General features: G+C 71.9%; 20 protein-coding genes. 8 read left to right on the top strand and 12 right to left on the bottom strand.

Annotation, left to right across the window (positions count from 1 at the left end; all coding sequences use genetic code 11):
• Position 1: 1 nt before the first annotated feature.
• Entirely contained in the window at positions 2-556 is a 555-nt protein-coding gene (locus tag AC0666_RS02325; protein WP_356845352.1) for a peroxiredoxin, read from the bottom strand.
• A 135-nt stretch (positions 557-691) separates the two neighbouring features.
• Here AC0666_RS02325 and AC0666_RS02320 point away from each other — a divergent pair, with 135 nt between their 5' ends.
• Entirely contained in the window at positions 692-1,639 is a 948-nt protein-coding gene (locus tag AC0666_RS02320) for a LysR substrate-binding domain-containing protein (protein ID WP_468963123.1), read from the top strand.
• Between the two features lie 168 nt (positions 1,640-1,807).
• The gene (locus AC0666_RS02315; RefSeq protein WP_468963125.1) at positions 1,808-3,307 is read left to right on the top strand and encodes a DUF2079 domain-containing protein; all 1,500 of its coding nucleotides are present in this window, start codon (positions 1,808-1,810) and stop codon (positions 3,305-3,307) included.
• Positions 3,308-3,338: 31 nt separating this feature from the next.
• Here AC0666_RS02315 and AC0666_RS02310 read toward each other — a convergent pair whose 3' ends face one another.
• Both AC0666_RS02310 and AC0666_RS02305 read right to left on the bottom strand, forming a co-directional pair.
• The gene (locus AC0666_RS02310) at positions 3,339-3,590 is read right to left on the bottom strand and encodes a type II toxin-antitoxin system antitoxin (RefSeq protein ID WP_361719585.1); all 252 of its coding nucleotides are present in this window, start codon (positions 3,588-3,590) and stop codon (positions 3,339-3,341) included.
• On the bottom strand, positions 3,587-4,504 hold the full coding sequence (locus tag AC0666_RS02305) for an SPFH domain-containing protein (RefSeq protein ID WP_478706929.1): 918 nt from the start codon (positions 4,502-4,504) through the stop codon (positions 3,587-3,589). Before AC0666_RS02305 ends, AC0666_RS02310 begins: the two co-directional genes overlap by 4 nt.
• Positions 4,505-4,736: 232 nt before the next feature.
• Between AC0666_RS02305 and AC0666_RS02300 the strand changes: the two genes are divergently transcribed.
• Positions 4,737-6,992 (top strand): transglycosylase domain-containing protein, encoded by a 2,256-nt coding sequence (locus tag AC0666_RS02300; protein ID WP_471230199.1) that lies wholly within the window; start codon positions 4,737-4,739, stop codon positions 6,990-6,992.
• A gap of 73 nt (positions 6,993-7,065) precedes the next feature.
• Here the strand turns inward: AC0666_RS02300 and AC0666_RS02295 are convergent, their stop codons facing one another.
• The 3 genes from AC0666_RS02295 to AC0666_RS02285 all read right to left on the bottom strand — a co-directional run bounded on the left by AC0666_RS02295 (position 7,066) and on the right by AC0666_RS02285 (position 12,044).
• The gene (locus AC0666_RS02295) at positions 7,066-8,970 is read right to left on the bottom strand and encodes a SpoIIE family protein phosphatase (RefSeq protein ID WP_468963514.1); all 1,905 of its coding nucleotides are present in this window, start codon (positions 8,968-8,970) and stop codon (positions 7,066-7,068) included.
• Between the two features lie 871 nt (positions 8,971-9,841).
• The gene (gene fomD / locus AC0666_RS02290) at positions 9,842-10,537 is read right to left on the bottom strand and encodes a cytidylyl-2-hydroxypropylphosphonate hydrolase (protein ID WP_471230200.1); all 696 of its coding nucleotides are present in this window, start codon (positions 10,535-10,537) and stop codon (positions 9,842-9,844) included.
• Between the two features lie 103 nt (positions 10,538-10,640).
• On the bottom strand, positions 10,641-12,044 hold the full coding sequence (locus AC0666_RS02285; RefSeq protein ID WP_468963132.1) for a class II fumarate hydratase: 1,404 nt from the start codon (positions 12,042-12,044) through the stop codon (positions 10,641-10,643).
• 107 nt (positions 12,045-12,151) lie between these two features.
• Here AC0666_RS02285 and AC0666_RS02280 point away from each other — a divergent pair, with 107 nt between their 5' ends.
• Positions 12,152-13,678 (top strand): ricin-type beta-trefoil lectin domain protein, encoded by a 1,527-nt coding sequence (locus AC0666_RS02280; protein WP_478706928.1) that lies wholly within the window; start codon positions 12,152-12,154, stop codon positions 13,676-13,678.
• Positions 13,679-13,785: 107 nt separating this feature from the next.
• On the opposite strand, the gene AC0666_RS02275 is transcribed toward AC0666_RS02280, so the two are convergent.
• Positions 13,786-14,550, bottom strand: a complete 765-nt coding sequence (locus AC0666_RS02275; protein ID WP_468963136.1) for a glycerophosphodiester phosphodiesterase — start codon at positions 14,548-14,550, stop codon at positions 13,786-13,788.
• A gap of 53 nt (positions 14,551-14,603) precedes the next feature.
• On the opposite strand from AC0666_RS02275, the gene AC0666_RS02270 reads away from it, so the two are divergent.
• Positions 14,604-14,972, top strand: a complete 369-nt coding sequence (locus AC0666_RS02270; RefSeq protein WP_468963138.1) for a hypothetical protein — start codon at positions 14,604-14,606, stop codon at positions 14,970-14,972.
• A gap of 45 nt (positions 14,973-15,017) precedes the next feature.
• Here AC0666_RS02270 and AC0666_RS02265 read toward each other — a convergent pair whose 3' ends face one another.
• On the bottom strand, positions 15,018-16,685 hold the full coding sequence (locus tag AC0666_RS02265) for a fumarate hydratase (RefSeq protein ID WP_468582304.1): 1,668 nt from the start codon (positions 16,683-16,685) through the stop codon (positions 15,018-15,020).
• A 149-nt stretch (positions 16,686-16,834) separates the two neighbouring features.
• Between AC0666_RS02265 and AC0666_RS02260 the strand changes: the two genes are divergently transcribed.
• Positions 16,835-17,512, top strand: a complete 678-nt coding sequence (locus AC0666_RS02260; protein WP_468963140.1) for a DUF1707 SHOCT-like domain-containing protein — start codon at positions 16,835-16,837, stop codon at positions 17,510-17,512.
• A gap of 174 nt (positions 17,513-17,686) precedes the next feature.
• Positions 17,687-18,085 carry a WhiB family transcriptional regulator gene (locus AC0666_RS02255; RefSeq protein ID WP_468582300.1) on the top strand — a complete coding sequence of 133 codons (399 nt, stop codon included), beginning with the start codon at positions 17,687-17,689 and terminating at the stop codon, positions 18,083-18,085.
• A gap of 185 nt (positions 18,086-18,270) precedes the next feature.
• Here AC0666_RS02255 and glpX read toward each other — a convergent pair whose 3' ends face one another.
• Positions 18,271-19,302 carry a class II fructose-bisphosphatase gene (glpX, locus tag AC0666_RS02250; protein ID WP_356845365.1) on the bottom strand — a complete coding sequence of 344 codons (1,032 nt, stop codon included), beginning with the start codon at positions 19,300-19,302 and terminating at the stop codon, positions 18,271-18,273.
• 273 nt (positions 19,303-19,575) lie between these two features.
• Here glpX and AC0666_RS02245 point away from each other — a divergent pair, with 273 nt between their 5' ends.
• A complete protein-coding gene (locus AC0666_RS02245) occupies positions 19,576-20,094 on the top strand; it encodes a DUF4245 domain-containing protein (RefSeq protein ID WP_468582630.1) in 519 nt (172 codons plus the stop codon).
• A gap of 71 nt (positions 20,095-20,165) precedes the next feature.
• On the opposite strand, the gene AC0666_RS02240 is transcribed toward AC0666_RS02245, so the two are convergent.
• The 3 genes from AC0666_RS02240 to xseA form a co-directional block, all read right to left on the bottom strand.
• Complete coding sequence (locus AC0666_RS02240) at positions 20,166-20,756, bottom strand: malonic semialdehyde reductase (RefSeq protein WP_361719615.1); 591 nt, start codon at positions 20,754-20,756, stop codon at positions 20,166-20,168.
• A gap of 123 nt (positions 20,757-20,879) precedes the next feature.
• Positions 20,880-21,125 (bottom strand): exodeoxyribonuclease VII small subunit, encoded by a 246-nt coding sequence (locus AC0666_RS02235; RefSeq protein WP_468963143.1) that lies wholly within the window; start codon positions 21,123-21,125, stop codon positions 20,880-20,882.
• A 72-nt stretch (positions 21,126-21,197) separates the two neighbouring features.
• Positions 21,198-22,406 carry an exodeoxyribonuclease VII large subunit gene (gene xseA, locus AC0666_RS02230; protein ID WP_361719621.1) on the bottom strand — a complete coding sequence of 403 codons (1,209 nt, stop codon included), beginning with the start codon at positions 22,404-22,406 and terminating at the stop codon, positions 21,198-21,200.
• Positions 22,407-22,421 lie beyond the last annotated feature (15 nt).

Below are 22,421 nucleotides of genomic sequence, written 5' to 3'. Positions count from 1 at the left end.
GTCACTCACCGGCCAGCAGCGCGCCGGCGTCGAGGGTGTCCTCGCCCTTGGTCCAGTTGCAGGGGCACAGCTCGTCGGTCTGCAGGGCGTCGAGGACCCGCAGGACCTCCTTGGGGTTACGGCCCACGGAACCGGCGGTCACCATCGAGAACTGGATCTCGTTGTTCTGGTCGACGATGAAGACGGCGCGCTGCGCGAAGCCGTCCTCGCCCTGCACGCCACAGGCCTGCATGAGCTCGTGCTTGGAGTCGGCCAGCATCGGGAAGGGCAGGTCGCGCAGGTCGGCGTGGTCCTTGCGCCAGGCGTGGTGGACGAACTCGGAGTCGCCGGAGACGCCGAGGATCTGGGCGTCGCGGTCCTGGAACTCCTCGTTCAGCTTGCCGAACGCGGCGATCTCGGTCGGGCAGACGAAGGTGAAGTCCTTCGGCCAGAAGAACACCACACGCCACTTGCCCTCGTAGGTCTTGTGGTCGATCTGGGCGAACTCGCTGCCGGCTTCGAGCGAGACGCAAGCGGTCAGATCGTAGGTGGGGAACTTGTCACCGACAGTGAGCACGTGCTCTCCTTGCGGACAGGAAAGTAACCCTTTTGGGGGCTTTCCGAGAGGGTTGGACGGATCTCACATGCTGACACAGCTGCATTGATTACAGAAATAGCTAGTCTTGCGGCAGGTGATCGGAGGTACCTATCAGTGGCTGTCGGTAATAGGGGAGCGAAGCAGGCGACGCTCGCGCAGCTGCGCGCCTTCGCGGCCGTCGCCGAGCACCTGCACTTCCGGGACGCCGCCGCGTCGATCGGGATGAGCCAGCCGGCCCTGTCCGGGGCCGTCTCCGCGCTGGAGGAGGCGCTCGGCGTCCAGCTGCTGGAGCGCACCACCCGCAAGGTGCTGCTCTCCCCGGCAGGCGAGCGGATCGCGGCCCGAGCGCGGTCGGTGCTCGACGCTATGGGCGCGCTGCTGGAGGAGGCCGAGGCGGTACGGGCGCCCTTCACCGGGGTGCTCAGGCTCGGGGTGATCCCCACGGTGGCCCCCTACCTGCTGCCGACGGTGCTCGGGCTCTTCCACCGCCGCTATCCCGGCATGGACCTCCAGGTGCACGAGGAGCAGACGGCCTCGCTGCTGGAGGGCCTGGCGGCGGGGCGGCTCGACCTGCTGCTGCTCGCCGTACCGCTGGGGGTGCCCGGGGTCACGGAACTGCCCGTCTTCGACGAGGACTTCGTCCTGCTCGCGCCGCGCGAGCACCCGCTGGCCGGGCGCAGGGACATCCCGCGCGAGGAACTGCGGGACCTCCAGTTGCTGTTGCTGGACGAGGGGCACTGCCTGCGGGACCAGGCCCTCGACATCTGCCGGGAGGCCGGGAGGGCCGACGGGGCGGACGTCACCACGACCGCCGCCGGACTGTCCACCCTCGTACAACTGGTCGCCGGGGGGCTCGGGGTGACGCTGTTGCCGCGGACCGCGCTGCGGCTGGAGACCGCCCGCAACGAGTACCTGGCCACCGGGTATTTCGCCGAGCCGGCCCCCTCGCGGCGGATCGCCCTGGCCATGCGGACGGGAACCGCCCGGCAGGAGGAGTTCCGCGCCGTCGCCGCGGCGCTGCGGGAGGCCGTGCGCCCGCTGCCCGTCTGGCCCGCCGCGTAGGGCCCGTCGCGCCGGGCGGCCGGCTGCGCAGGGCCCGTCGCGCCGGGCGGCCCGCCGTCGGGATGCGCCATTCGTAGGGACTCGGGGCCGCCGCGCCCCGGCTCGGAGCGGGGTCCGGGAGCGGCTGGCACTTTGAGGGCAACGGGCCCTGCTCTCGAAAGGCGCGCCATGCACGCACCCCCCACCGACCTCCCCGCGCTCCCGCCCCAGCAGTCGGGTGCCCCGGACCGGAACCCGGAGCCGTCCACCGGCCCCACCGACGAGCCATCCGGGCCTGCGTGGTGGATGTGGGCCCTGGTGTCGGGACTCTTCCTCCTGTACGCGACCCTGTCGCTGCGCATCCACGAGCAACTGGGCTCGCACAGCTTCGACCTGGCCATCTTCGAACAGGCCGTCCGCTCCTACGCCGAGGGCCACCTGCCCGTCTCGGAGGTCAAGGGAGCGGGCTTCCCCGTCCTCGGCGACCACTTCTCCCCGATCCTGGCCCTGCTCGCGCCCCTGTACTGGCTGGCGCCGTCGGCGCGGACCCTGCTGATGGCGCAGGCGGGGCTGATCGCCGTGAGCGTGCTGCCGCTGACCCTGTGGGCGCGCCGGACGCTGGGCTCGCCGGCCGCCGCGGTGATCGGGCTGTGCTACGGGCTCTCTTGGGGCATCGCGAACGCCGCCGCCTTCGACTTCCACGAGTGGGTGTTCGCCGTTCCGCTGCTGGCCTGCTCCCTGAGCGCGCTGGGCAGCGGACGCCTGCGCGCCGCGGCCTGCTGGGCCGTGCCGCTGGTGCTGGTGAAGGAGGACCTCGGGCTCACCGTGGCCGTGATCGGCCTGGTCATCGCCTGGCGCGCGGGCCGCGGCGGGCGCCGGGCCGGGATCGCCTTGGCCGTGGCGGGCGCGGCCTGCACGGCCCTGGCCATGCTGGTGGTGCTGCCGGCCCTGAACCCGAACGGGTCCTACTTCTACGCCTCGTTCCTGGGCGGCGGCTCCGGGGCCGGCGGGGGCGGCGGCTTCGGGGCGCTGCTGTACAAGCTCACCATCGGGCTCGTCACCCCGGACACCAAGGTGACGACCCTGATGATGGTGTTCGCCCCCACCCTCTTCCTGGCCCTGCGCTCACCCCTGGTGCTGGTGGCCGTGCCGTCCCTGGTGTGGCGGGGCGTCTCGGACTACTGGCCCCACTGGACCACCGGCTACCACTACTCGCTCACCCTCATGCCGATCGTCTTCGCCGCGCTCATCGACGCCCTCGGCCGCCGCGGCACCAGCCCGGCAGGCCTGCGGCGCGCCCTGGTGGGCATTGCGGGCGTGTGCCTGCTGCTGCTGCCGGTGTACGCGGTGGGGCGGATGGCCAAGGCGGAGTTCTGGCGCGACGACCCCCGGGCGGCGGTGGCGCAGCACCTGATGGCCCGGATCCCGGACGGGGCCACGGTGCAGGCGTCGGACGCGCTGGTGCCGCACCTGGCCAACCGTACGAGCGTGAGCCTCTTCGGCTGGCCCGAGAGCCGCCCCGAGCCACAGTGGATCATGGTGGACACGTGGGTGGCCCAGGACAAGCGCTGGCCCCTCTCCCTGAGGGACGAGTCCATCTCCCTCGCCCAGGCCCGCAGCCGCGGCTACAAGTCGGTCGCCCGGCGGGACGGCTTCGTCCTGCTGAACCGGCCGGACCGGCGCTCGTAGGGCCGCCCGTCCCCTCCGCGGGGACCGGCCGTCAGTCCGAGGAGCGGGGGCGGCCGCGCGGGCGGATCGGGGCGGCCGTTCCCGGGAGGCGGCCGGCCTCGGACAGGGCGCGGCGGAGCAGGAACTCGATCTGCGCGTTGGCGCTGCGCAGTTCCTCGCCCGCCCAGCGCGCGAGGGCGTCGTACACCTGCGGGTCGAGCCGCAGCAGCACCTGCTTGCGCGCCTGCCGTGCCGCCTTCGCGCCCTGCTGCGGCTCCTGCTCCGGCTCGCCGGCGGGGCTCACTGGTAGAGGGTGCCCGTGTTGACGACGGGCTGGGCGGCGCGGTCGCCGCACAGGACCACCATCAGGTTCGAGACCATGGCGGCCTTGCGCTCCGGGTCCAGGTCCACGATGTCCTCCTCGGCCAGCCGGGTCAGGGCCAGTTCGACCATGCCGACCGCCCCTTCGACGATCGTCTTGCGGGCCGCCACGACCGCACCCGCCTGCTGGCGCTGGAGCATCGCGGAGGCGATCTCCGGAGCGTACGCGAGATGCGTGAAGCGGGACTCGATGACATGGACGCCGGCCGCCTCGACCCGGGTCCGCAGCTCCGCCGCCAGCTTCTCGGTGATCTCCTCGGCGTTGCCGCGCAGTGACAGGCCGCCCTCCTCGTGCGCGTCGTAGGGGTACTCGATCGCGATGTGCCGCACGGCCGCCTCGGCCTGGGTCTCGACGAACTCGGTGAAGTCGTCCACCTCGAATATGGCCCGCGCGGTGTCCTCGACCTTCCAGACCACGACCGCCGCCAGCTCGATCGGGTTGCCGTACGCGTCGTTGACCTTCAGGACGGCCGTCTCGTGGTTGCGGACGCGGGTGGAGACCTTCCTGCGGGAGGTCAGCGGGTTGACCCAGCGCAGGCCGTCCGTGCGGATCGTCCCGCGGTAGCGGCCGAAGAGCTGGACCACCCGGGCCTCGCCGGGTGCCACGGTGTTCAGGCCGCTCATCGCCAGGACCGCGAGGGGGATCAGCAGTACGCCGGGCACGATGAGGGCCGGCTGGGCGGCACTGTCGTCGGCGCCCGTGCCGAGGGCGATCAGCGCGGCCCCGGCGAGGACGCCCAACAGGCCGAGCAGCAGCGCCAGCCCGCCGCCCACGCTGCGGGCCGTGAACTCCCGTACCTCTGTGGCCGTACCGGCCGTGCCTGCCGCGTTCGTCATCATCTGCCCCGTTTCGCTCGGTCGCGATCCCTTGGACCGCCTAGCAAAGTGATATCACTTTTTCGAGGCATCGCAACCCTATGCGCTTTCTGCGCGTCGGTTCCCTTGATGTGGGTGCTGATTCTCACGTCCGAAATGACCGATATTGGCCTTGCTTGGCCAACCTTTGTCACAACCTGCGGTGTTAGCTTGCTGAGCTGACGTCGGGGGGTAATCGAGCGGAGCGGGAGTGATGGGCCGAGCAGATGCGCGCAAGGCGCAGCAGCAGCGCAGTGCGCGGCGGGCGCCGCGCGGGCGCGCCACCGGAAAGGGGCGCGCCGGCAAGCCGACCGGCATACGCCGCTTCTTCACCTGGAAGAAGATCCTGGGGGCCTTCTTCGGGATGATCCTGCTCGGCATGGCCGCGCTGGTCGCCCTCTACTTCTACGTGGACGAGCCCGACCCGAACGCCGAGGCCATCCAGCAGAGCAACATCTACAAGTACGCCGACGGCTCGCTCATGGCCCGCGACGGGAAGATGAACCGCGAGATCGTGGCGATCGACCGGGTCCCGAAGGAAGTCCAGACCGCCTTCATCGCCATCGAGAACAAGTCCTTCTACAAGGACCGCGGCGTGGACTTCCTCGGTGTCGCACGCGGCGCGTTCAACACGGTCACCGGCAAGGGCAAGGCCGGCGGTTCGACGATCACCCAGCAGTACGTCAAGAACTTCTACCTGAACCAGGACCAGACGCCGACCCGCAAGCTCAAGGAACTGGTGATCTCCCTCAAGGTCGACCAGCGCATGGAGAAGGACGAAATCCTCGCGGGGTACCTGAACACCAGTTACTTCGGGCGCGGTGCCTACGGCATCCAGGCCGCCTCCCAGGCGTACTACGGCGTCGACGTCGACAAGCTGAGCCTGGAGCAGGGCGCCTACCTGGCCGCCGTCCTCCAGGCCCCCAGCCAGTACGACTGGGCCGTGGCCGGCGACAACGGCAAGCGGCTGGCGATGGTCCGCTTCAACGGCGTCCTCGACAACATGGTCGAGATGGGCAAGCTCGACGCCGAGAAGCGCAAGACCCTGACCTTCAAGGAGCCGATCAAGCCCAAGGCCACCCCCGGCCTGGAGGGCCAGAAGGGCTACCTGAAGCAGGCGGCCGACGCCGAGCTGCGGCGCCAGACGAACATGACGGAGGCGCAGCTCAAGGCCGGCGGCTGGGAGATAGTCCTCAACATCGAGCCGAAGAAGCAGGCGGCGCTGGAGCAGGCCGTCCAGGACGAGCTGGAGTCCCAGCTCAAGCGCAACGACCGGCCCGTCGACGCGAGCGTCCAGGCGGGCGCCACCTCCGTGGACCCCAAGACCGGCCACATCGTCGCCATGTACGGCGGCACCGGCCTGTCCGACCACTGGTCGAGCAACGCCCTGCGCACCGACTTCCAGCCGGGCTCGACCTTCAAGCCGGTCGTGCTGGCCGCTGCACTGGAGAACAAGTCGACCACGCAGGACGGCAGGCCGATCAAGCCGAGCACGCTCTACGACGGCACCAGCAAGCGCCCCGTCGTCGGCAGCAAGGTCCCCTTCAACCCGCAGAACCAGGACGACAAGGACTACGGCAAGGAGATATCGGTCCAGGAGGCCACCAACTACTCCGTGAACTCGGTCTACGCCCAGATGATCGTGGACGTGAAGCCGCCGGTCGCGAAGAAGACGGCCCTCCAGCTCGGCATGAAGGACCGCGACGGCTGGCCCGAGGACAAGCCGGCCATGTCGCTGGGCACCATGAGCGCCAACACCGTGGAGATGGCGGGCGTCTACGCCACCTTCGACAACCACGGCAAGAAGGTCACCCCGACCATGATCAAGAGCGCCAAGCACGCCGACCGCCAGTTCACGCCGGTCGAGTCCGTCGGGGGCCAGGCCATCACCCGCGAGACCGCCGACACGGTGACCAAGGTGCTCACCGGCGTCGTCAACGACGGCTCCGGCAAGGCCGTCAAGAGCTCCGCCTACGAGGCCGCCGGCAAGACCGGCACCACCGAGTCCAACGTGGCCGCCTGGTTCACTGCGTACACCCCGGAGCTCGTCACCGTCGTCGCGATGTTCGGCGAGGAGCCCGGCACCGCCAAGCAGGTCACCCTGACCGGTACCGCCGGCGGTGGCCGAGCGGGTGGTTCCAGCTTCCCCGCGGAGATCTGGAAGGCGTACACGCTGGCTGCCCTCAAGGGCGTCAAGACCGGTGAGTTCGACCTGGACGAGGCCGACATGGGGACGCCGGTCGTACCGAGCCGCAGCACCTCCCCGTCGAGCTCGTCGAGCCAGTCGAGCCCGTCGCCGAGCAGCAGCAGCCACCCGCCGCAGTCCCCGGACCCCAGCAAGAGCGGGCCGTCCCCGGACCCGAGCAAGAGCCCGCCGAAGCCGGACCCGAGCAAGAGCTCGGGGAAGCCCGACCCGACCAAGAGCCCGCCGAACCCGCCGTTCCCGCCCGTGGTGAACCAGGAACCGTAGGCGCGCCCGTACGCGAAGACCGCCGCCCCGCAGCATCCGTGCTGCGGGGCGGCGGTCTTCGCGTACGAGCCGGTCAGCGGCGGTCGTTCGCCGCCGGCAGCGGGAGCTCGAACCAGACCACCTTGCCGCTGCTCAGCCGGGTCGCCCCCCAGCGGCGGGCCATGCGGTTGACCAGGAACAGGCCGCGGCCGCCCTCGTCGGTGTCCCGCGCCCGGCGCTGGCGCGGCAGTTGCGGGGAGTCGTCCCCGACCTCGCAGCGCAGTACGTCCGTACGCAGCAGGCGCAGCGTGACGGGCCGCTCCGCGTACCGGACGGCATTGGTCACCACCTCGCTGACCAGCAGCTCCAGCGAGTCCTGGAGGTCCTCCAGGCCCCACCGGGTCAGCGCGCGGCGGGCGAACCGGCGGGCCCGGCCCGGAGCGGTCTCCTCCGGGTCCAGGAACCAGTACGCCACGTCACTGGGCGCGATCCCGTCGAAGCGGGCGGCGAGCAGGGCGATGTCGTCGTCCCGGTCGCCGGGGCCCAGCATGTCCAGGACGTCGTCGCACAGCGCCTCCAGCGGCGGCGGATGGTCGAGGCCGGTCAGCTGCGCGGTGGTGGCCAGGCGCTCGCGCAGCTGCTCGATGCCGGTCCACACGTCCCGCAGCCGGCTCTCGACCAGCCCGTCGGTGTAGAGCAGCAGCGTGGCACCGGCCGGCGCGTCCAGCTCCACGGCCTCGAAGTCGACGCCGCCGACCCCGATGGGTGCGCCGGGGGGCACGCGCAGCACCTCGGCACGGCCGCCGAGGTGCAGGAGCACCGGCGGCGGGTGGCCGGCGTTGGCGATGGTGATCCGGTGCGAGACCGGGTCGTAGACGGCGTACAGGCAGGTGGCCATGCGGTCGGAGCCGAGGCGCTGCGCCTGCTCGTCCAGGTGGTGCAGGACCTCGGCGGGCGGCAGGTCGAGCTGGGCCAGGGTCTGCGCGGTGGTCCGGAGCTGGCCCATGATCGCGGCCGAGGTCATGGAGTGGCCCATCACGTCGCCGACGACGAGCGCGACCCGGCTGCCGGGCAGCGGTATGGCGTCGTACCAGTCGCCGCCGACCCGGGCCGTCTCGGCGGCGGGCAGGTAGCGCGAGGCGAGCCGGACGCCGGTCGGCTGGGGCAGGCTGTCGGGGAGCATGGTGCGCTGGAGCTCGTCGGCGATGTACGCCTCGCGGCCGTACAGCACGGCCTTGTCGATGCCGAGTGCGGTGTGGGTGGCCAGCTGGGCGGCGACCAGGAGGTCGTTCTGCTCGAAGGCGGGCCGTTCGGGGCTGCGCAGGAACACGGCCGCGCCGATGACGCGGCGCCGGCCGCGGAGCGGCGCGAGGATGGCCCGCCGGCCGCGCGGTACGGGGTGCTCGGCGCCCAGCAGTTCCGGAAGGGCGTCCTTCGCGCCGACGGCGGACTCGAAGACCGGCCGTACGCCGCGCAGGACTTCGGCGAGTGCCCCGCCGGGGCGGATCTCGCACAGTTCGGCGGCGGGCAGGTCACCCTGCGGGCCGACCATCGGCAGCTGGCTGAAGTCGAGCTCGCCGCCGGCGCCCGCGGCCACCGCGGGCCCGGCACCCTCGGCTCCCGGGGTGCCCGCTGCCGACGCGGTCAGGGCTCCGGTCAGGTCGTCGATCGGGCGGAGCCGGTCGGTGCGGCGCAGCCTTAACACCACCGGGCCGACGGGACGCTCGTCCCCGACCGGCAGCGGGTCCCGCAGGTAGACGAGGATGGCGTCCGAGAAGGTCGGCACGGTGGCCCGGCACAGCCCGAGCACGATCTCGTCGAGGTCGATGCCGCGGGCGATGCGCCGGGTGGCGGCCCCGACGAAGCGCAGCCGGTCCCCTTCCCGGCGGGCCACTCCGCCGCCGGCCGCGGCGCCGCTCCCGCCGCCCGCGCCGCTCCCGTCCTCGCCGCCCTGCCCGGCGGGCGGGGCGGCGGGCTCCTGCACCGTGGGCCCGACCAGCCCCGCGGGGCCGTCCCCGGCCTCGGCCTGCCCGGCAGTCCCGCCCTGGACGTCGATGTCGTGGTCCCACCCGTCGACCGCGTTGTCCTCGCCGCTGCCGCCCGCGCCGCTGCCCGTGCTGCTGCCCGTGCCGCCGGGGGCTGCCGATGCGCTGCGGGCCGCCGCGAGCTCGCGCGTGCCGCCCGGTATCCCGGCTCCGTCGGCCGCCGCCGCACCGGCCGCCCGGCCACCGCCCGGCGCGGGGTCCTGGCCGTCGGGTGCCGCCGGGCCGCGGGCCGCGTTCTCCGCCGCCGCACCGTCGCGTCCCCGGGAGCCGCCGGCGCCGCGGGTGCGGGGCCGCGGGACCTCCGCGCCCCGCCCGCCGACCGGCGCCCCGGGGGCCGGTGCCCCGGGGGCCGGCCAGGACGCCTCGCCGTCGGTTTCCGCGTGCGGGCGCCCGGCGTCGCGGGCAGCGCCGCGTACGGCCTCGGCGTCCGGGACAGGGGCCTTGCCGTGGCCCAGCTCGTCGGTCCCTCCGCCGGCGGCGCCGGCCGTGCCGCGGCCGGGCGCGTCCGTCCCACCGCCGGAGGCAATGGCGGCGGGCTGCGGGCCCTCCTGCGAGGTGGGGTACTCCGTCACGCGTGGAATTCCGTCCGTTTGCGCTCGATGTGCGCTGCACTCAACTCGGTCAGTCGCGGTATACCCGCTCAGCGGCGGGGGCACCATCACCCGCGGTTCCGCGTCCCGCTCGTTACCTCTGGCTCTGCGCTGACCTCCGGTCAAGTCCCGCGTACGGCACGATCTTTACGCATGCACCCGCCGGTCGCGGCGTGCGCACCCGGCCTTGCGGAGGGAGATCTTACGGTTGCTCCCCGGGGGCGCATCAAGGGTCTCATGAGGTCATATGCGCCGGAGTGCGGTCCCAGTCCTCGGGCAGCACCGGAACCCCCCACGCCGGGTCCGGCCGCCAGTCCTGCCAGCCGTCACGGAACGGCGCCCCCCACGCCGTGATCAGGTCGACCGCCGCGCGTCCGGCCTCCTGCACCTGCCGCGCCTGCTCCGCGTCGATCAGACCGGACCGCTGCGCCTGCGCGAACTCGTCCTCGTCGCGCCACTCCCAGGTGCGGTCCGGGTAGACGGAGATGTCCAGGAAGTGGTCGACGGAGTCGACCCCGCCGGCCCACCGCGTCCGGGGCTCCTCAAGGTTCACGTACCAGTTCTTGAACCGCCAGCCGTGCTCCCAGAACAACCACACCGACCAGGGGTCGCCGGGCCGGGCCAGCTTCAGCACCCCCGCGCCGAACCAGCGCGAGCGCACGGTCGTGCGCGGCGCGGTGTAGCGGGTGGCGAGCGGCTCCTCGTGGACGGGAGTGCCGTCGGCGAGCACCGGCTTGACGCATTCGGTGCCGGGGGCCATCCACACCGCCAGGAGGTCGTCGGTGTCCCGCACCACGGTCACCGGACGGCAGATGTGGACCGCGCCCTTCAGCCCCGGGGCGTGGTCGCGGTAACGCCAGAGGATCTGCTCCCCCGGCCGCCAGCGGGTGCCTTGCGCGTCGCCGCCCCCGCGGCCTGCCGTCCCTGTCATGCGCAGATCTTAGGGCGGGGGCCCCCGCGCCCGCTGCGGTGCAGGTCACGGAGGTGTTCGGGGACGGGAAACGACCGAATCCGGCCCCTGCCCTGTGACGTTTTCAGGGCCTGGTCATCCGCAGGACGTCCAGGGCCTCGTCCAACTGCTCCAGGGTGAGGTCGCCGCGGTCCACGTAGCCGGACTCCAGGACGACCTCCCTGATCGTCTTCCGCTCCGCAAGGGACTTCTTGGCGACCTTGGCCGCCTCCTCGTAGCCGATGTACCGGTTCAGCGGGGTCACCACGGAGGGCGAGGACTCGGCGTACTCCCTGGCCCGGGCCGCATTGGCGGTGATCCCGTCGATCGTGCGGTCGGCCAGCAGGCGGCTCGCGTTGCCGAGGAGCCGGATCGATTCCAGGAGGTTCCTCGCCATCACCGGCAGCATCACATTGAGCTCGAAGTTGCCCGCCGCACCCGCGACGGCGACCGCAGTGTCGTTCCCGGTGACCTGTGCGGCGACCATGAGCACCGCCTCCGGGATCACCGGATTGACCTTCCCGGGCATGATCGAGGAGCCGGGCTGCAGGTCGGGCAGATTGATTTCGGCCAATCCTGTGCGCGGGCCCGAGGACATCCAGCGCAGATCGTTGGAGATCTTGGTGAGCGAGACGGCGATCGTACGGAGCACGCCCGAGGTCTCCACCAGCGCGTCCCGCGCCCCCTGGGCCTCGAAGTGGTTGCGGGCCTCGGTCAGCGGCAGCCCGGTCGCCCCGGCCACCTCTGCGATGACGGCCGCGGAGAATCCGGGCGGCGTGTTGATCCCCGTGCCCACCGCCGTCCCGCCGAGCGGCAGTTCGGCGAGCCGGGGCAGGGCCGAGCGCAGCCGCTCGACGCCGTTGCGCACCTGGGCGGCGTACCCGCCGAACTCCTGGCCCAGCGTCACCGGTGTGGCGTCCATCAGGTGGGTGCGGCCCGCCTTGACCACCTCGGAGAACTCGTCGGACTTGCGCTCCAGGGCGGTCGCGAGGTGCTCCAGGGCCGGGATCAGCTCGCCGGTGACGGCGGCGGTCGCGGCGATGTGGATGGAGGACGGGAACACGTCGTTGGAGCTCTGCGAGGCGTTGACGTGGTCGTTGGGGTGCACCTCGCGCCCGAGCCGCTCGGTCGCCAGGGTGGCGATCACCTCGTTGGTGTTCATGTTGGACGAGGTCCCGGAACCGGTCTGGAACACGTCCACGGGGAAGTGCTCGTCCCACCGGCCCTCGGCCACCTCGGCCGCGGCGGACCGGATGGCCCGCGCGACGTCCTCGTCCACCACGCCGAGGCGGGCGTTCACCTCGGCGGCGGCGGACTTGATCCGGGCCAGCGCCTCGATGTGGGCGCGCTCCAGGCGCTGCCCGGAGATCGGGAAGTTCTCCACCGCGCGCTGGGTCTGGGCCCGCCACTTGGCGTGCGCGGGTACCCGTACCTCGCCCATGGAGTCGTGCTCGGTGCGGTACGCGCCGTCGGTCTGATCGTCGGTCATGTTCACAGCCTCCTCAAAAAGTTGAGCAATTCTCTTGTTCAAACTGTTCCCAACTCCCCTACCGGCCAGTAAATACCCGGGGTAACACTGCTATCGGGGAGGCGTTCATGGGACGTGCACGCACGAAACCCAAGCTCAGATCTACCTTCGCCGCCGTCGCGGCGATCGCGGCCGCCCTCGGGGGCGTCACCGCCATCACTCCCATGGCCCAGGCGGCCACACCCGCCGGGGCCGTGACCCCGCTCTCGCCGGAGCTGGAGGCCGTCCGGGCCGCGGAGGCCACCCGGATCTACGGCGATCCGGCGATCCGGCCGCTCGCCGAGCGCAAGACCGGGCTGATCTCGCTGGGCGACAGCGAGATATCCGGTGAGGGCGTGGGGAACTACGACCCCGCGACCAACACCTCGGCCAACCAGTGCCACCGCTCGCCCGACACGGCGATCCACCGCACCGGCATCCCGGCCGACCTGACCTTCAACGTGGCCTGCTCCGGCGCGTACACCGGCAACATCAGGATCGGCGGCAGCAAGCAGTACGCCGACGAGCTGGTGCAGAGCGACAACCTGGCCATCAAGGCCCGCAACACCCGCATCAAGATGGTGCTGCTCGTCGCGGGCGCCAACGACGACCTCCAGTTCGGCCCGGTCATGACCGACTGCGTCACCCGCTGGGTGCTCAGCCAGGGCACCTGCGAGCCCAAGTACGGTCCCGGCTGGCAGGCGCGCGTCGACGGCCTGAAGCCGAAGGTGGAGTCGACCGTCGCCGACCTCAAGACGGTGATGCGCGAGGCGGGCTACGCCGACTCCGACTACAAGCTGGTCGTGATGGGCTACCCGAGCCCCATCGGGCCCGACTTCTACGACAACCCGGGCTTCCCCGGCAAGCTCCCCGGAGGCTGCGCCGGCTACGACTCCGACGCCACGTGGGGCCGCAACTACGCGGTGCCCACCTTCGAGAAGGGCATGCGCGAGGCGGCCCTCGCCTCCGGCGCCACCTACCTGGACAACTCGCGGCTCTTCCACGGCCACGAGGTGTGCATGGAGGACACCTGGGCCCGCGGCCTCTACCTGGACCTGGGCGACCACTTCCCGTGGGACGAGAACACCGCCCGGCAGTCCTTCCACCCCAACTACCGCGGCCACGGTGCCTTCGCGTCCTGCCTGACCCAGCTCTACACCTCGGGTCTGCGCGAGGCCTCCTGCGCCGACCCGGCCGGCACCGGGACACCGGTCCTCCAGGCCGGCGCCTGGGACGCGCTGTACAAGCCGCTGAAGAACGAGGCGAACGGCAACTGCCTCGACGCCGACGGCGGTTCCAGCGCCAACGGCACGAGGGTCCTCGGCTGGGACTGCCACGGCGGACGCAACCAGGGCTGGTGGTACGACTCCGCCAGGAAGGCCGTCCACATCGAGCTCACCCACGACCGTTGCCTGGACGCCCCGGGCGCCAACTACGGGGCCGGCACCGGCCTGATCCTCTGGAACTGCCACGGCGGAGCCAACCAGCAGTGGGTCCGCGACGGCGCCACCGTCCGGCCCGCGGCCGCCTCGGGCATGTGCCTGACCGTGGCGGGGGCGCACGAGCCGCTGCGGCTGCAGACCTGCAACGGGTCGGCGAACCAGCGCTTCGCGTAACCGCCGCCCGCGTCGCCAGACCCGTACCCGCCAGATCCGTACCCCCCACACCCGGCCGGCGCACCCCGGCCGGGTGTCCTGCACGGAGCCGTGCCCCGGCCCGTGCCTCACAGGCTGCGCAGGTACTCCCGTACCTCCCGGGGCCGGTTCGTGATCAGCGTGTCCACGCCGAGGCGCAGGCAGAGCTCCACGTCCTCCGTCTCGTCCACCGTCCACACCCGCACCCGAAGCCCCTTGGCCTTCAGCCGCCCCACCAGTCCCGGATCCCTGCGGACGAGGTCGATGCCCGGGCCGGCATGGCCCGCGAACGGCGGGCGCAGGGGCCGCAGCGGCCGCTCGATCAGATAGACGGCGGGCAGGCCCGGAGCGAGCCGGTGCAGCCGGGTCAGGGCGGCCCGCGAGAAGCTCATCACCTCGACGAGGCCGTCGGCGCCGTCGGCGAGCCCGTGTTCCTTGAGCACCCGCACGAGCTCGGCCTCCAGCCGGCCGCCGGCGCGGGTGGGGTGCTTGGTCTCGACGGCCAGCCCGACGGGCCGCTCGGCGGCCAGCGCCTCCTTGAGCAGGTCCTCGAAGAGCAGCACCTGCGCCCCGCGGTGCTCCTCGCCCTTCCACCGGCCGAAGTCGAGGGCGGACAGCTCCTCGTAGGTCATGGCGGAGACGACCCCGCGCCCGTCCGAGGTCCGCTCCACCCGCCGGTCGTGCACGCACACCAGCCGCCCGTCGGCGCTGAGCCGCACGTCGCACTCCAACGCGTCCGCGCCGTCGGCGATGGCCTGCCGGTAGGCGGCGAGGGTGTGTTCGGGGTGCTCGTGGGAAGCCCCGCGGTGGGCGATGACCCGCACGTCGCGGGCGGTGGGGAGCAGCTGTGTCATGGAGGAGACGTTAACCGGATGCGGTGCAGCACCCGGTACCGCATCATCCGCGGATGGCCGAATTCTGCGTGACATCGCCCTGCGAACCGTGCGACTCCTGCCGGCACGAGGTCGGGCAGCGCATCGTCGACGGCCGACTGCGCTGGGACGAGACGTCGCACTGCACCGCCGAGGGGCGCGCGTACGAGTCCTGCGGCGGTGGATGGGGCCCGCCGCCGCCGTGGGTCCGCCGGCGGATCGTCGCAGAGGAGGGCACGGTCCACCTCGCCGTCGGCGGGCCGGACGGACTCCCGCTGAAGGCCGTCCGCGAGGTGTACGCCCTCACGCTCCCGAAGCTGCGCGCGGTACGCGCGCACGGACTGGACGCGACCCCGGTCGAGGCCGAGTTGTTGCGCCGGATGCACGGCGGGCTCCGGGGGTGATCACCCCCGGAGCCCGAAGCTGCCGGACCGGTACCGGCCGGGGCGTTACGCCAGGCCGGGGCCGCGGACCGGGATGTGGGTGAAGGTGGGCTCCGGGGCCGGGTTCTGGAAGAAGTCGTTGCCCTTGTCGTCGACCACGATGAAGGCCGGGAAGTCCTCGACCTCGATCTTCCAGACCGCCTCCATGCCGAGCTCCTCGTACTCCAGGACCTCGACCTTCTTGATGCAGTCCTGGGCCAGGCGCGCGGCCGGGCCGCCGATCGAGCCCAGGTAGAAGCCGCCGTGCGTGCCGCACGCGTCCGTCACCTGCTGCGAGCGGTTGCCCTTGGCCAGCATGACCTTGGAGCCGCCCGCCGCCTGGAACTGCTCGACGTACGAGTCCATGCGCCCGGCCGTGGTCGGCCCGAAGGAGCCCGAGGCGTAGCCCTCGGGGGTCTTCGCCGGGCCGGCGTAGTAGACCGGGTGGTCCTTCAGGTACTGCGGCATGTCCTCGCCCGCGTCCAGCCGCTCCTTGATCTTGGCGTGGGCGATGTCGCGCGCCACGACCAGCGGGCCGGTCAGGGACAGGCGGGTCTTGACCGGGTGCTTGGTCAGCGTCGCCAGGATCTCGTCCATCGGCTGGTTCAGGTCGATGGAGACCACGTCGGAGGACTCGGCCAGCTGCTCGTCGGTGGTGTCCGGCAGGAAGCGGGCCGGGTCGCGCTCCAGCTGCTCCAGGAAGACGCCCTCGGCGGTGATCTTCGCGACCGCCTGGCGGTCGGCGGAGCAGGAGACCGCGATCGCGACCGGCAGGGACGCGCCGTGGCGGGGGAGGCGGACGACGCGGACGTCGTGGCAGAAGTACTTGCCGCCGAACTGCGCGCCGATGCCGATCTTCTGGGTCAGCTCGAAGACCTGCTGCTCCAGCGCCTCGTCGCGGAAGCCGTGGCCGAGGGCGGAGCCCTCGCGGGGCAGCTCGTCCAGGTAGTGCGCGGAGGCGTACTTCGCGGTCTTCAACGCGTGCTCGGCGGAGGTGCCGCCGACGACGATCGCCAGGTGGTAGGGCGGGCAGGCCGCCGTACCGAGCGAGCGGATCTTCTCCTCCAGGAACTTCATCATGGAGGCCTCGTTGAGGACCGCCTTGGTCTCCTGGTACAGGAAGGACTTGTTGGCCGAGCCGCCGCCCTTGGCCATGAAGAGGAACTTGTACGCGCCGCCGTCCGTCGCGTACAGCTCGATCTGCGCGGGCAGGTTCGAGCCGGTGTTCTTCTCCTCCCACATGGTGAGCGGGGCCATCTGCGAGTAGCGCAGGTTCAGCCGCGTGTACGCGTCGTAGATGCCGCGGGACAGGGCCGCCTCGTCGCCGCCCTCGGTCAGGACGTTCTGGCCGCGCTTGCCCATCACGATCGCCGTGCCCGTGTCCTGGCACATCGGCAGGACGCCGGCCGCCGCGATGTTCGCGTTCTTCAGCAGGTCGAGGGCGACGAACTTGTCGTTCGAGGAGGCCTCGGGGTCGTCGATGATGCGGCGCAGCTGCGCGAGGTGCGCCGGGCGCAGGAAGTGCTGGATGTCGTGGATGGCCTCTTCGGCGAGCTTGCGCAGCGCCTCCGGCTCGACCTTGAGGAACGTACGGCCGTCGGCCTCGAAGGTCGAGACGCCTTCGGAAGTCACCAGCCGGTAGGGGGTGGTGTCCTCGCCCAGGGGCAGCAGGTCGGTGTACGCAAATTCTGGCATGACGGCAGTCATTCCTCACTCGGCAGACAGCGCTGACGACCGTTGGCAGCGCAGTCAACCAGCCTAGGACCTCCGCCGAGCGCTGTGTCTGTGAGGTAGGGCTCACCGGCGACTATCGCGATCTATCGTGTCTCGCTATGCTGGTTGTCGTGGACCTGGAAAAGCACCTCGCCGCCTCTGCCGCCCCTGCCCCCGCCGCGCTGCGCGCCTCCGACGCCGACCGCGACCGGATCGCGCAGATCCTCGCCGACGCCCTGGCCGAGGGCCGGCTGACCGCCGACGAGCACGCCGAGCGCCTCGACTCGCTGTACGCGGTGAAGACGGTGGGGGAGCTGGAAGTGCTCGTACGGGACCTGCCCGCGCCCGGCGGCGCGGCGCAAGCCGTCCCCTCGTACGCTCACGCCCCGGCCGGGCCCGTCGGGACGGCGGGGACCGCCGAGACGGTCCTCGCCGTGTGCAGCAGCGCCTCCCGCAAGGGGCGCTGGCGCCCCGGCCCGCACACCCGCGCGGTGTCCGTGATGGGCGACATCGGCATCGACCTCACCGAGGCGGTCTTCGCCCAGCAGGTCACGGAGATCCAGGTGACCTGCATCCTCGGGAACGTCGAGGTCCTGGTGCCGGAGAACGTGACGCTGCGCGGCTACGGCGGCGGCGTCCTCGGCAACTTCGAGGTGCGCGGCGAGGGCGGCGCCGCCGCCGATCCGAACGCGCCGGTGGTGATCGTGCGGGGCTTCTCGCTCCTGGGCAACATCGAGGCCCGCCGCAAGCCCGGCGCCCGCCTGGTCGACCTCGCCCGGACCGAGCGCGACCGCCCCGACGGCCGGTAGCGGACGCTCGGCGGCCGGCGGCCGGTGCGTGTCCCGGCCGGCGTTCCCGGGGCGGATTTCGGTCGCATTTCCCCGGACCGGTACGCGGGCGGCACGCAGTGCTTAGGGGCGCGTACAGCGGGTAGGGACAGGTGCATCGTCTCTCGCTTGCGTACCCGTCGTCAGGAGTAGACCGTGCAGCATCCGCCGCATCAGTCCCTGCAGGTAGCCGCCATACCGAGCCTTAGGGCGCGTCCGGCGGCCGTGCCGAAGCCGCGGGTGCCGGCGAGGGAAGAGGACGGGCCGTGGCACGCGGAGGCGGTGTGCCGCCGGGACGAGGCGGGACTCTTCTTCGCGCCCTCCAAGGAGCCGACGGCGGCCAGGCTCGCCCGCGAAGAGGCCGCCAAGCGCGTCTGTGCCCGCTGCCCCGTCATGGTCGCCTGCCGCGAACACGCCCTGCTCCAGCCCGAACCGTACGGGGTCTGGGGCGGCCTCACCGCGGCCGAGCGCCGGGTCGTGCTCGCCCGTCGGCGCCGCAGGGCGGCCGAACTTCGCCAGGCCCCGGGGACGGGCCCGATCGCCGCCGCGGGCTGAGGCCGAGGACTCCCGCTCAGGACCGCGCGCCGGACGCCCCCGCTCACCGGACGACCGCGCCCACCCGCACTCCGCCCACGGACACCGGTCCACCGGACACCGGCCCACCGGACACCCGCCCACCGGACACCGAAGGGGCGGTCCCGCCGCACGCGGGACCGCCCCTTCGGTGTGCCGTCCGCGGCCTACTGGGCGCGGTCGAAGTCGATCGCGCTGTAGGCGCGCAGCTTCGAGAGGCGGTGGGTCGAGTCGATCTGCCGGATCGTGCCCGACTTCGAGCGCATGACCAGCGACGAGGTGGTCGCGGTCTCCGAGCGGTAGTGGACGCCGCGCAGCAGCTCGCCGTCCGTGATGCCGGTGGCGACGAAGAAGACGTTCTCGCCGGACACCAGGTCGTTGGTGTGCAGGACCCGGTCCAGGTCGTGGCCCGCGTCGATGGCCTTCTGGCGCTCGGCCTCGTCCTTCGGCCACAGCTTGCCCTGGATGGTGCCGCCGAGGCACTTGATCGCGCATGCCGAGATGATGCCCTCGGGGGTGCCGCCGATGCCCAGGAGCAGGTCCACGCCCGTGCCCTCGCGCACCGCCATGACCGACCCGGCGACGTCGCCGTCCGAGATGAACTTGATCCGGGCGCCCGTCTCGCGGATCTCCTTGACGATGCCCTCGTGGCGCGGGCGGTCCAGGATGACCACGGTGACGTCCTCGACGGCCATGTTCTTGGCCTTGGCGACGCGGCGGATGTTGACCGAGACCGGGGCGTTGATGTCGACGAAGTCGGCCGCCTCGGGGCCCGTGACCAGCTTCTCCATGTAGAAGACGGCGGACGGGTCGAACATGGTGCCGCGGTCGGCGGCGGCCAGGACGGCGATCGCGTTCGGCATGCCCTTGGCGTTGAGCGTGGTGCCGTCGATGGGGTCCACGGCGATGTCGACCTCGGCGCCGGAGCCGTCGCCGACCCGCTCGCCGTTGTAGAGCATCGGTGCTTCGTCCTTCTCGCCCTCGCCGATGACGACGACGCCGTTCATCGAGACGGTGGAGATCAGGGTCCGCATCGCGTTGACCGCGGCGCCGTCGGCTCCGATCTTGTCGCCGCGTCCGACCCACCGGCCCGCGGCCATGGCCGCGGCCTCGGTCACCCGGACGAGTTCCAGGGCAAGGTTGCGGTCGGGGGCCTCGGGAGAGACTTCGAGCTGGGGCGGCAGGTTGTGCTCGGTCATCGGAGCGCACCTTTCTGTACGACGACGGCCGGGAAGTGAGGGTGACTGGACTCTATCGGTACGTCGACAAATTGAGCATGGCGGGTCACGTATGAGCGGGATATCGGTCAGTCGTTTGGCCTGAGCGGACGTCTTGCGGTCGTCTCGGGTACGGTCGGCCTTCGCGCGGCCTTCGGGCGGCCGTCGGATGCGGGCGGGCACGGGCACGGGCGCCGCGCCGACCCCCGGCGGTGATCGCTCCCCGCCATGGGGGACGATGGTGCCGTGGCAGGTATGAAGGGCAAGCAGACGGTCTGGGACATGGTCCGGTCGCTGGCGGTGATCGGTGTCGTGGTCGCGGGTATCTACATTTTCGTCCCGCACGACGACAAGGCCGACCCGACGCACGTGGTCGACTACCGCGTGGAGACGATCACGGCCCGGCGCGCGGCGCCGTACCCGGTGGCCGCTCCGGTGGGACTCCCCGAACAGTGGCGGGCCACCTCGGTGAGCTTCGACCGCAAGGACGCCCACGCGTGGCACCTCGGCTTCCTGGACCCGCAGGGGCAGTACGTGGCGATCGAGCAGACCGGCGACGCCTCGGCCAAGCACATCGCCAAGGTGACCCACCAGGCGCAGCCCACGGGTGAGCGGCAGCAGGTCGGCGACCTGTCCTGGGAGCGCTGGGAGGGCGAGAAGTACGACGCCCTGGTCCGGCAGGAGCAGGGCCACGCCACCGTGGTGACCGGGACGGGCTCTTTCGAGGAGCTCGCCACGATGGCGGCGGCGCTGGAGTTCAAGCAGGGCCAGTAGAAGGCTCGCGCAGACGCGCAAAAGGCCGCGCACCCCGGGCTCCCGGGGTGCGCGGCCTTTTGCATGTCCGCTCAGACGGTGGTGATGACCTCGTCGAAGCTCAGGCGCGGGCCGCGCGGGAACCACGCGTCCTCACCCGGCTTGCCGATGTTGACGACCATCAGCGGGGTGTGGTCGTCGTCCAGGAACTCCTTCTGGACGGCGGCGAAGTCCAGGCCGGCCATCGGGCCGGCGGCCAGGCCGGCGGCGCGGATGCCGACGATGAAGTACGCGGCCTGCAGGGCGGCGTTCATCAGGGCGGTCCGCTCGCGGACCGGGCGCTCGGCGAAGAAGGCGTCCTTGGCCTGCGGGAAGTGCGGCAGCAGGGTGGGGAGCTCCTCGTGGAACTCGTTGTCCGCGGAGAGGATCGCGACGAGCGGCGCGGCGGCGGTCTTCGCCTGGTTGCCCTCGGCCATGTGGGCCACCAGGCGGGCGCGGGCCTCGGGGGAGCGGACCAGGGTGATGCGCAGCGGCGTCGAGTTGAAGGCGGTGGGGCCGTACTTGACGAGGTCGTAGATCGCCTGGACCTGCTCCTCGGTCACCGGCTCGTCGGAGAACGAGTTGGCGGTGCGTGCCTCGCGGAACAGCAGGTCCTGGGCGGCGGAGTCAAGAACGAGAGACATCGGGGAAGCCTTCTTCCATACGGAGGTGAAGCGATGTCCGAAACTCTACGGCCAAAGTAGTCGAATTTTCAACTAACCTGTCGTCGAGTGGCTTGAATCACGTTTGCCCCGCGACGCCCGGCCTCAGGCGTCCCGCCCGTCCCGCCCGCCGCCCTCCTCGCCCTCGGCCTCACGGGCCGCGAGCGCCGAGTCGAGCCTCGCGCGGGCGCCCTCCAACCAGCGGCGGCACACCTTCGCGAGCTCCTCCCCGCGCTCCCACAGAGCCAGCGAATCCTCCAGCGAGGTACCGCCCGCCTCCAGCTTCCGGACGACCTCGATGAGTTCGTCCCGCGCCTGCTCGTACCCCAACGAGGTACCGGTTTCAGTCATTCCCGTGCCCTTCCGTGTCCGCATTCCTGATCCGCCGTGCCCGCCCCGGCGCGGCGGGGCCCGCGGCCCGCCTCACTCGCGGACCCGTACGGAGAACTCGCCCTCAGCCACCCGGGCCCGCAGCACCTCGTCCGCCGCGACCTCCTGGGGGGAGCGGACCACGTGCCCGTCCGCCCGCTGGAGCACGGCGTACCCCCGCTCCAGCGTCGCCGCGGGGGAGAGGGCCACCACCCGGGCGAGCGTGTGCCCGAGCTCCGAGTCCGCCCGGTCCAGCAGATGCCCCAGCGTGCGCCGGCTGCGCCCGAGCAGGGCCTCCAGCTCGTCCTCCCGGCTCTCCACCATCCGCTGCGGATGGACGAAGACGGGCCGGGCCAGCGCCTGCGCCAGCCCGCGCTCCTCCCGGTCGAGCAGTCCGCGTACCGCGCGCAGCCCGCGGGCCTGGAGCTGGCGTACCCGCTCCAGCTCCTCGCCGACGTCCGGGACCACCTTCTTCGCCGCGTCCGTGGGCGTCGAGGCCCGCAGGTCCGCCACCAGGTCCAGCAGCGGCGAGTCCGGCTCGTGCCCGATCGCCGAGACGACCGGGGTGCGGGCCGCCGCGACCGTCCGTACGACCTCCTCGTCGGAAAACGGCAGCAGGTCCTCCACGCTGCCGCCGCCCCGCGCCACGATGATCACATCGACCTCGTCCAGGGCGTCGAGCTCCTTGACCGCCTGGATCACCTGCGGCACGGCATTCACCCCCTGCACCGCCACGTTGCGCACCTCGAAACGGACCGCCGGCCACCGCCGCCGGGCGTTCTCCAGCACATCGCGCTCGGCAGCCGAGGCCCGCCCGACCACCAGCCCGATCAGCTGCGGCAGGAACGGCAGCGGCTTCTTGCGCTCCAGCGCGAACAGGCCCTCCGAGGCCAGCGACCGCTTGAGCCGCTCCAGCCGGGCGAGCAGCTCCCCGATGCCGACCGGCCGTATCTCCGTCGCCCGCAGGGACAGCTGCCCGCGCGGCGCGTACCACTCCGGCTTGGCCAGTACGACGACCCGGGCGCCCTCCGTCACGGCGTCCGCGACCTCGTCGTACACCTGGCGGAAGCAGGTCACGCCGATCGAGATGTCGTGCGACGGGTCGCGCAGCGTCAGGAAGACCACCCCCGCCCCCGGCCGCCGGGAGAGCTGCGTGATCTGCCCCTCCACCCACACCTGCCCGAGCCGGTCGATCCAGCCCCCGATGAGCCGGGACACCTGACCGACCGGCAGCGGCGCCTCGGCCGACGTATTCAGACCCATGCACGCAGGCTAGCG

The sequence above is a fragment of the Streptomyces sp. NPDC043680 genome (genome assembly GCF_056436685.1).
Note: the sequence above shows the minus strand (reverse complement) of the source record. Positions and strands in the feature narration are given on the sequence as shown.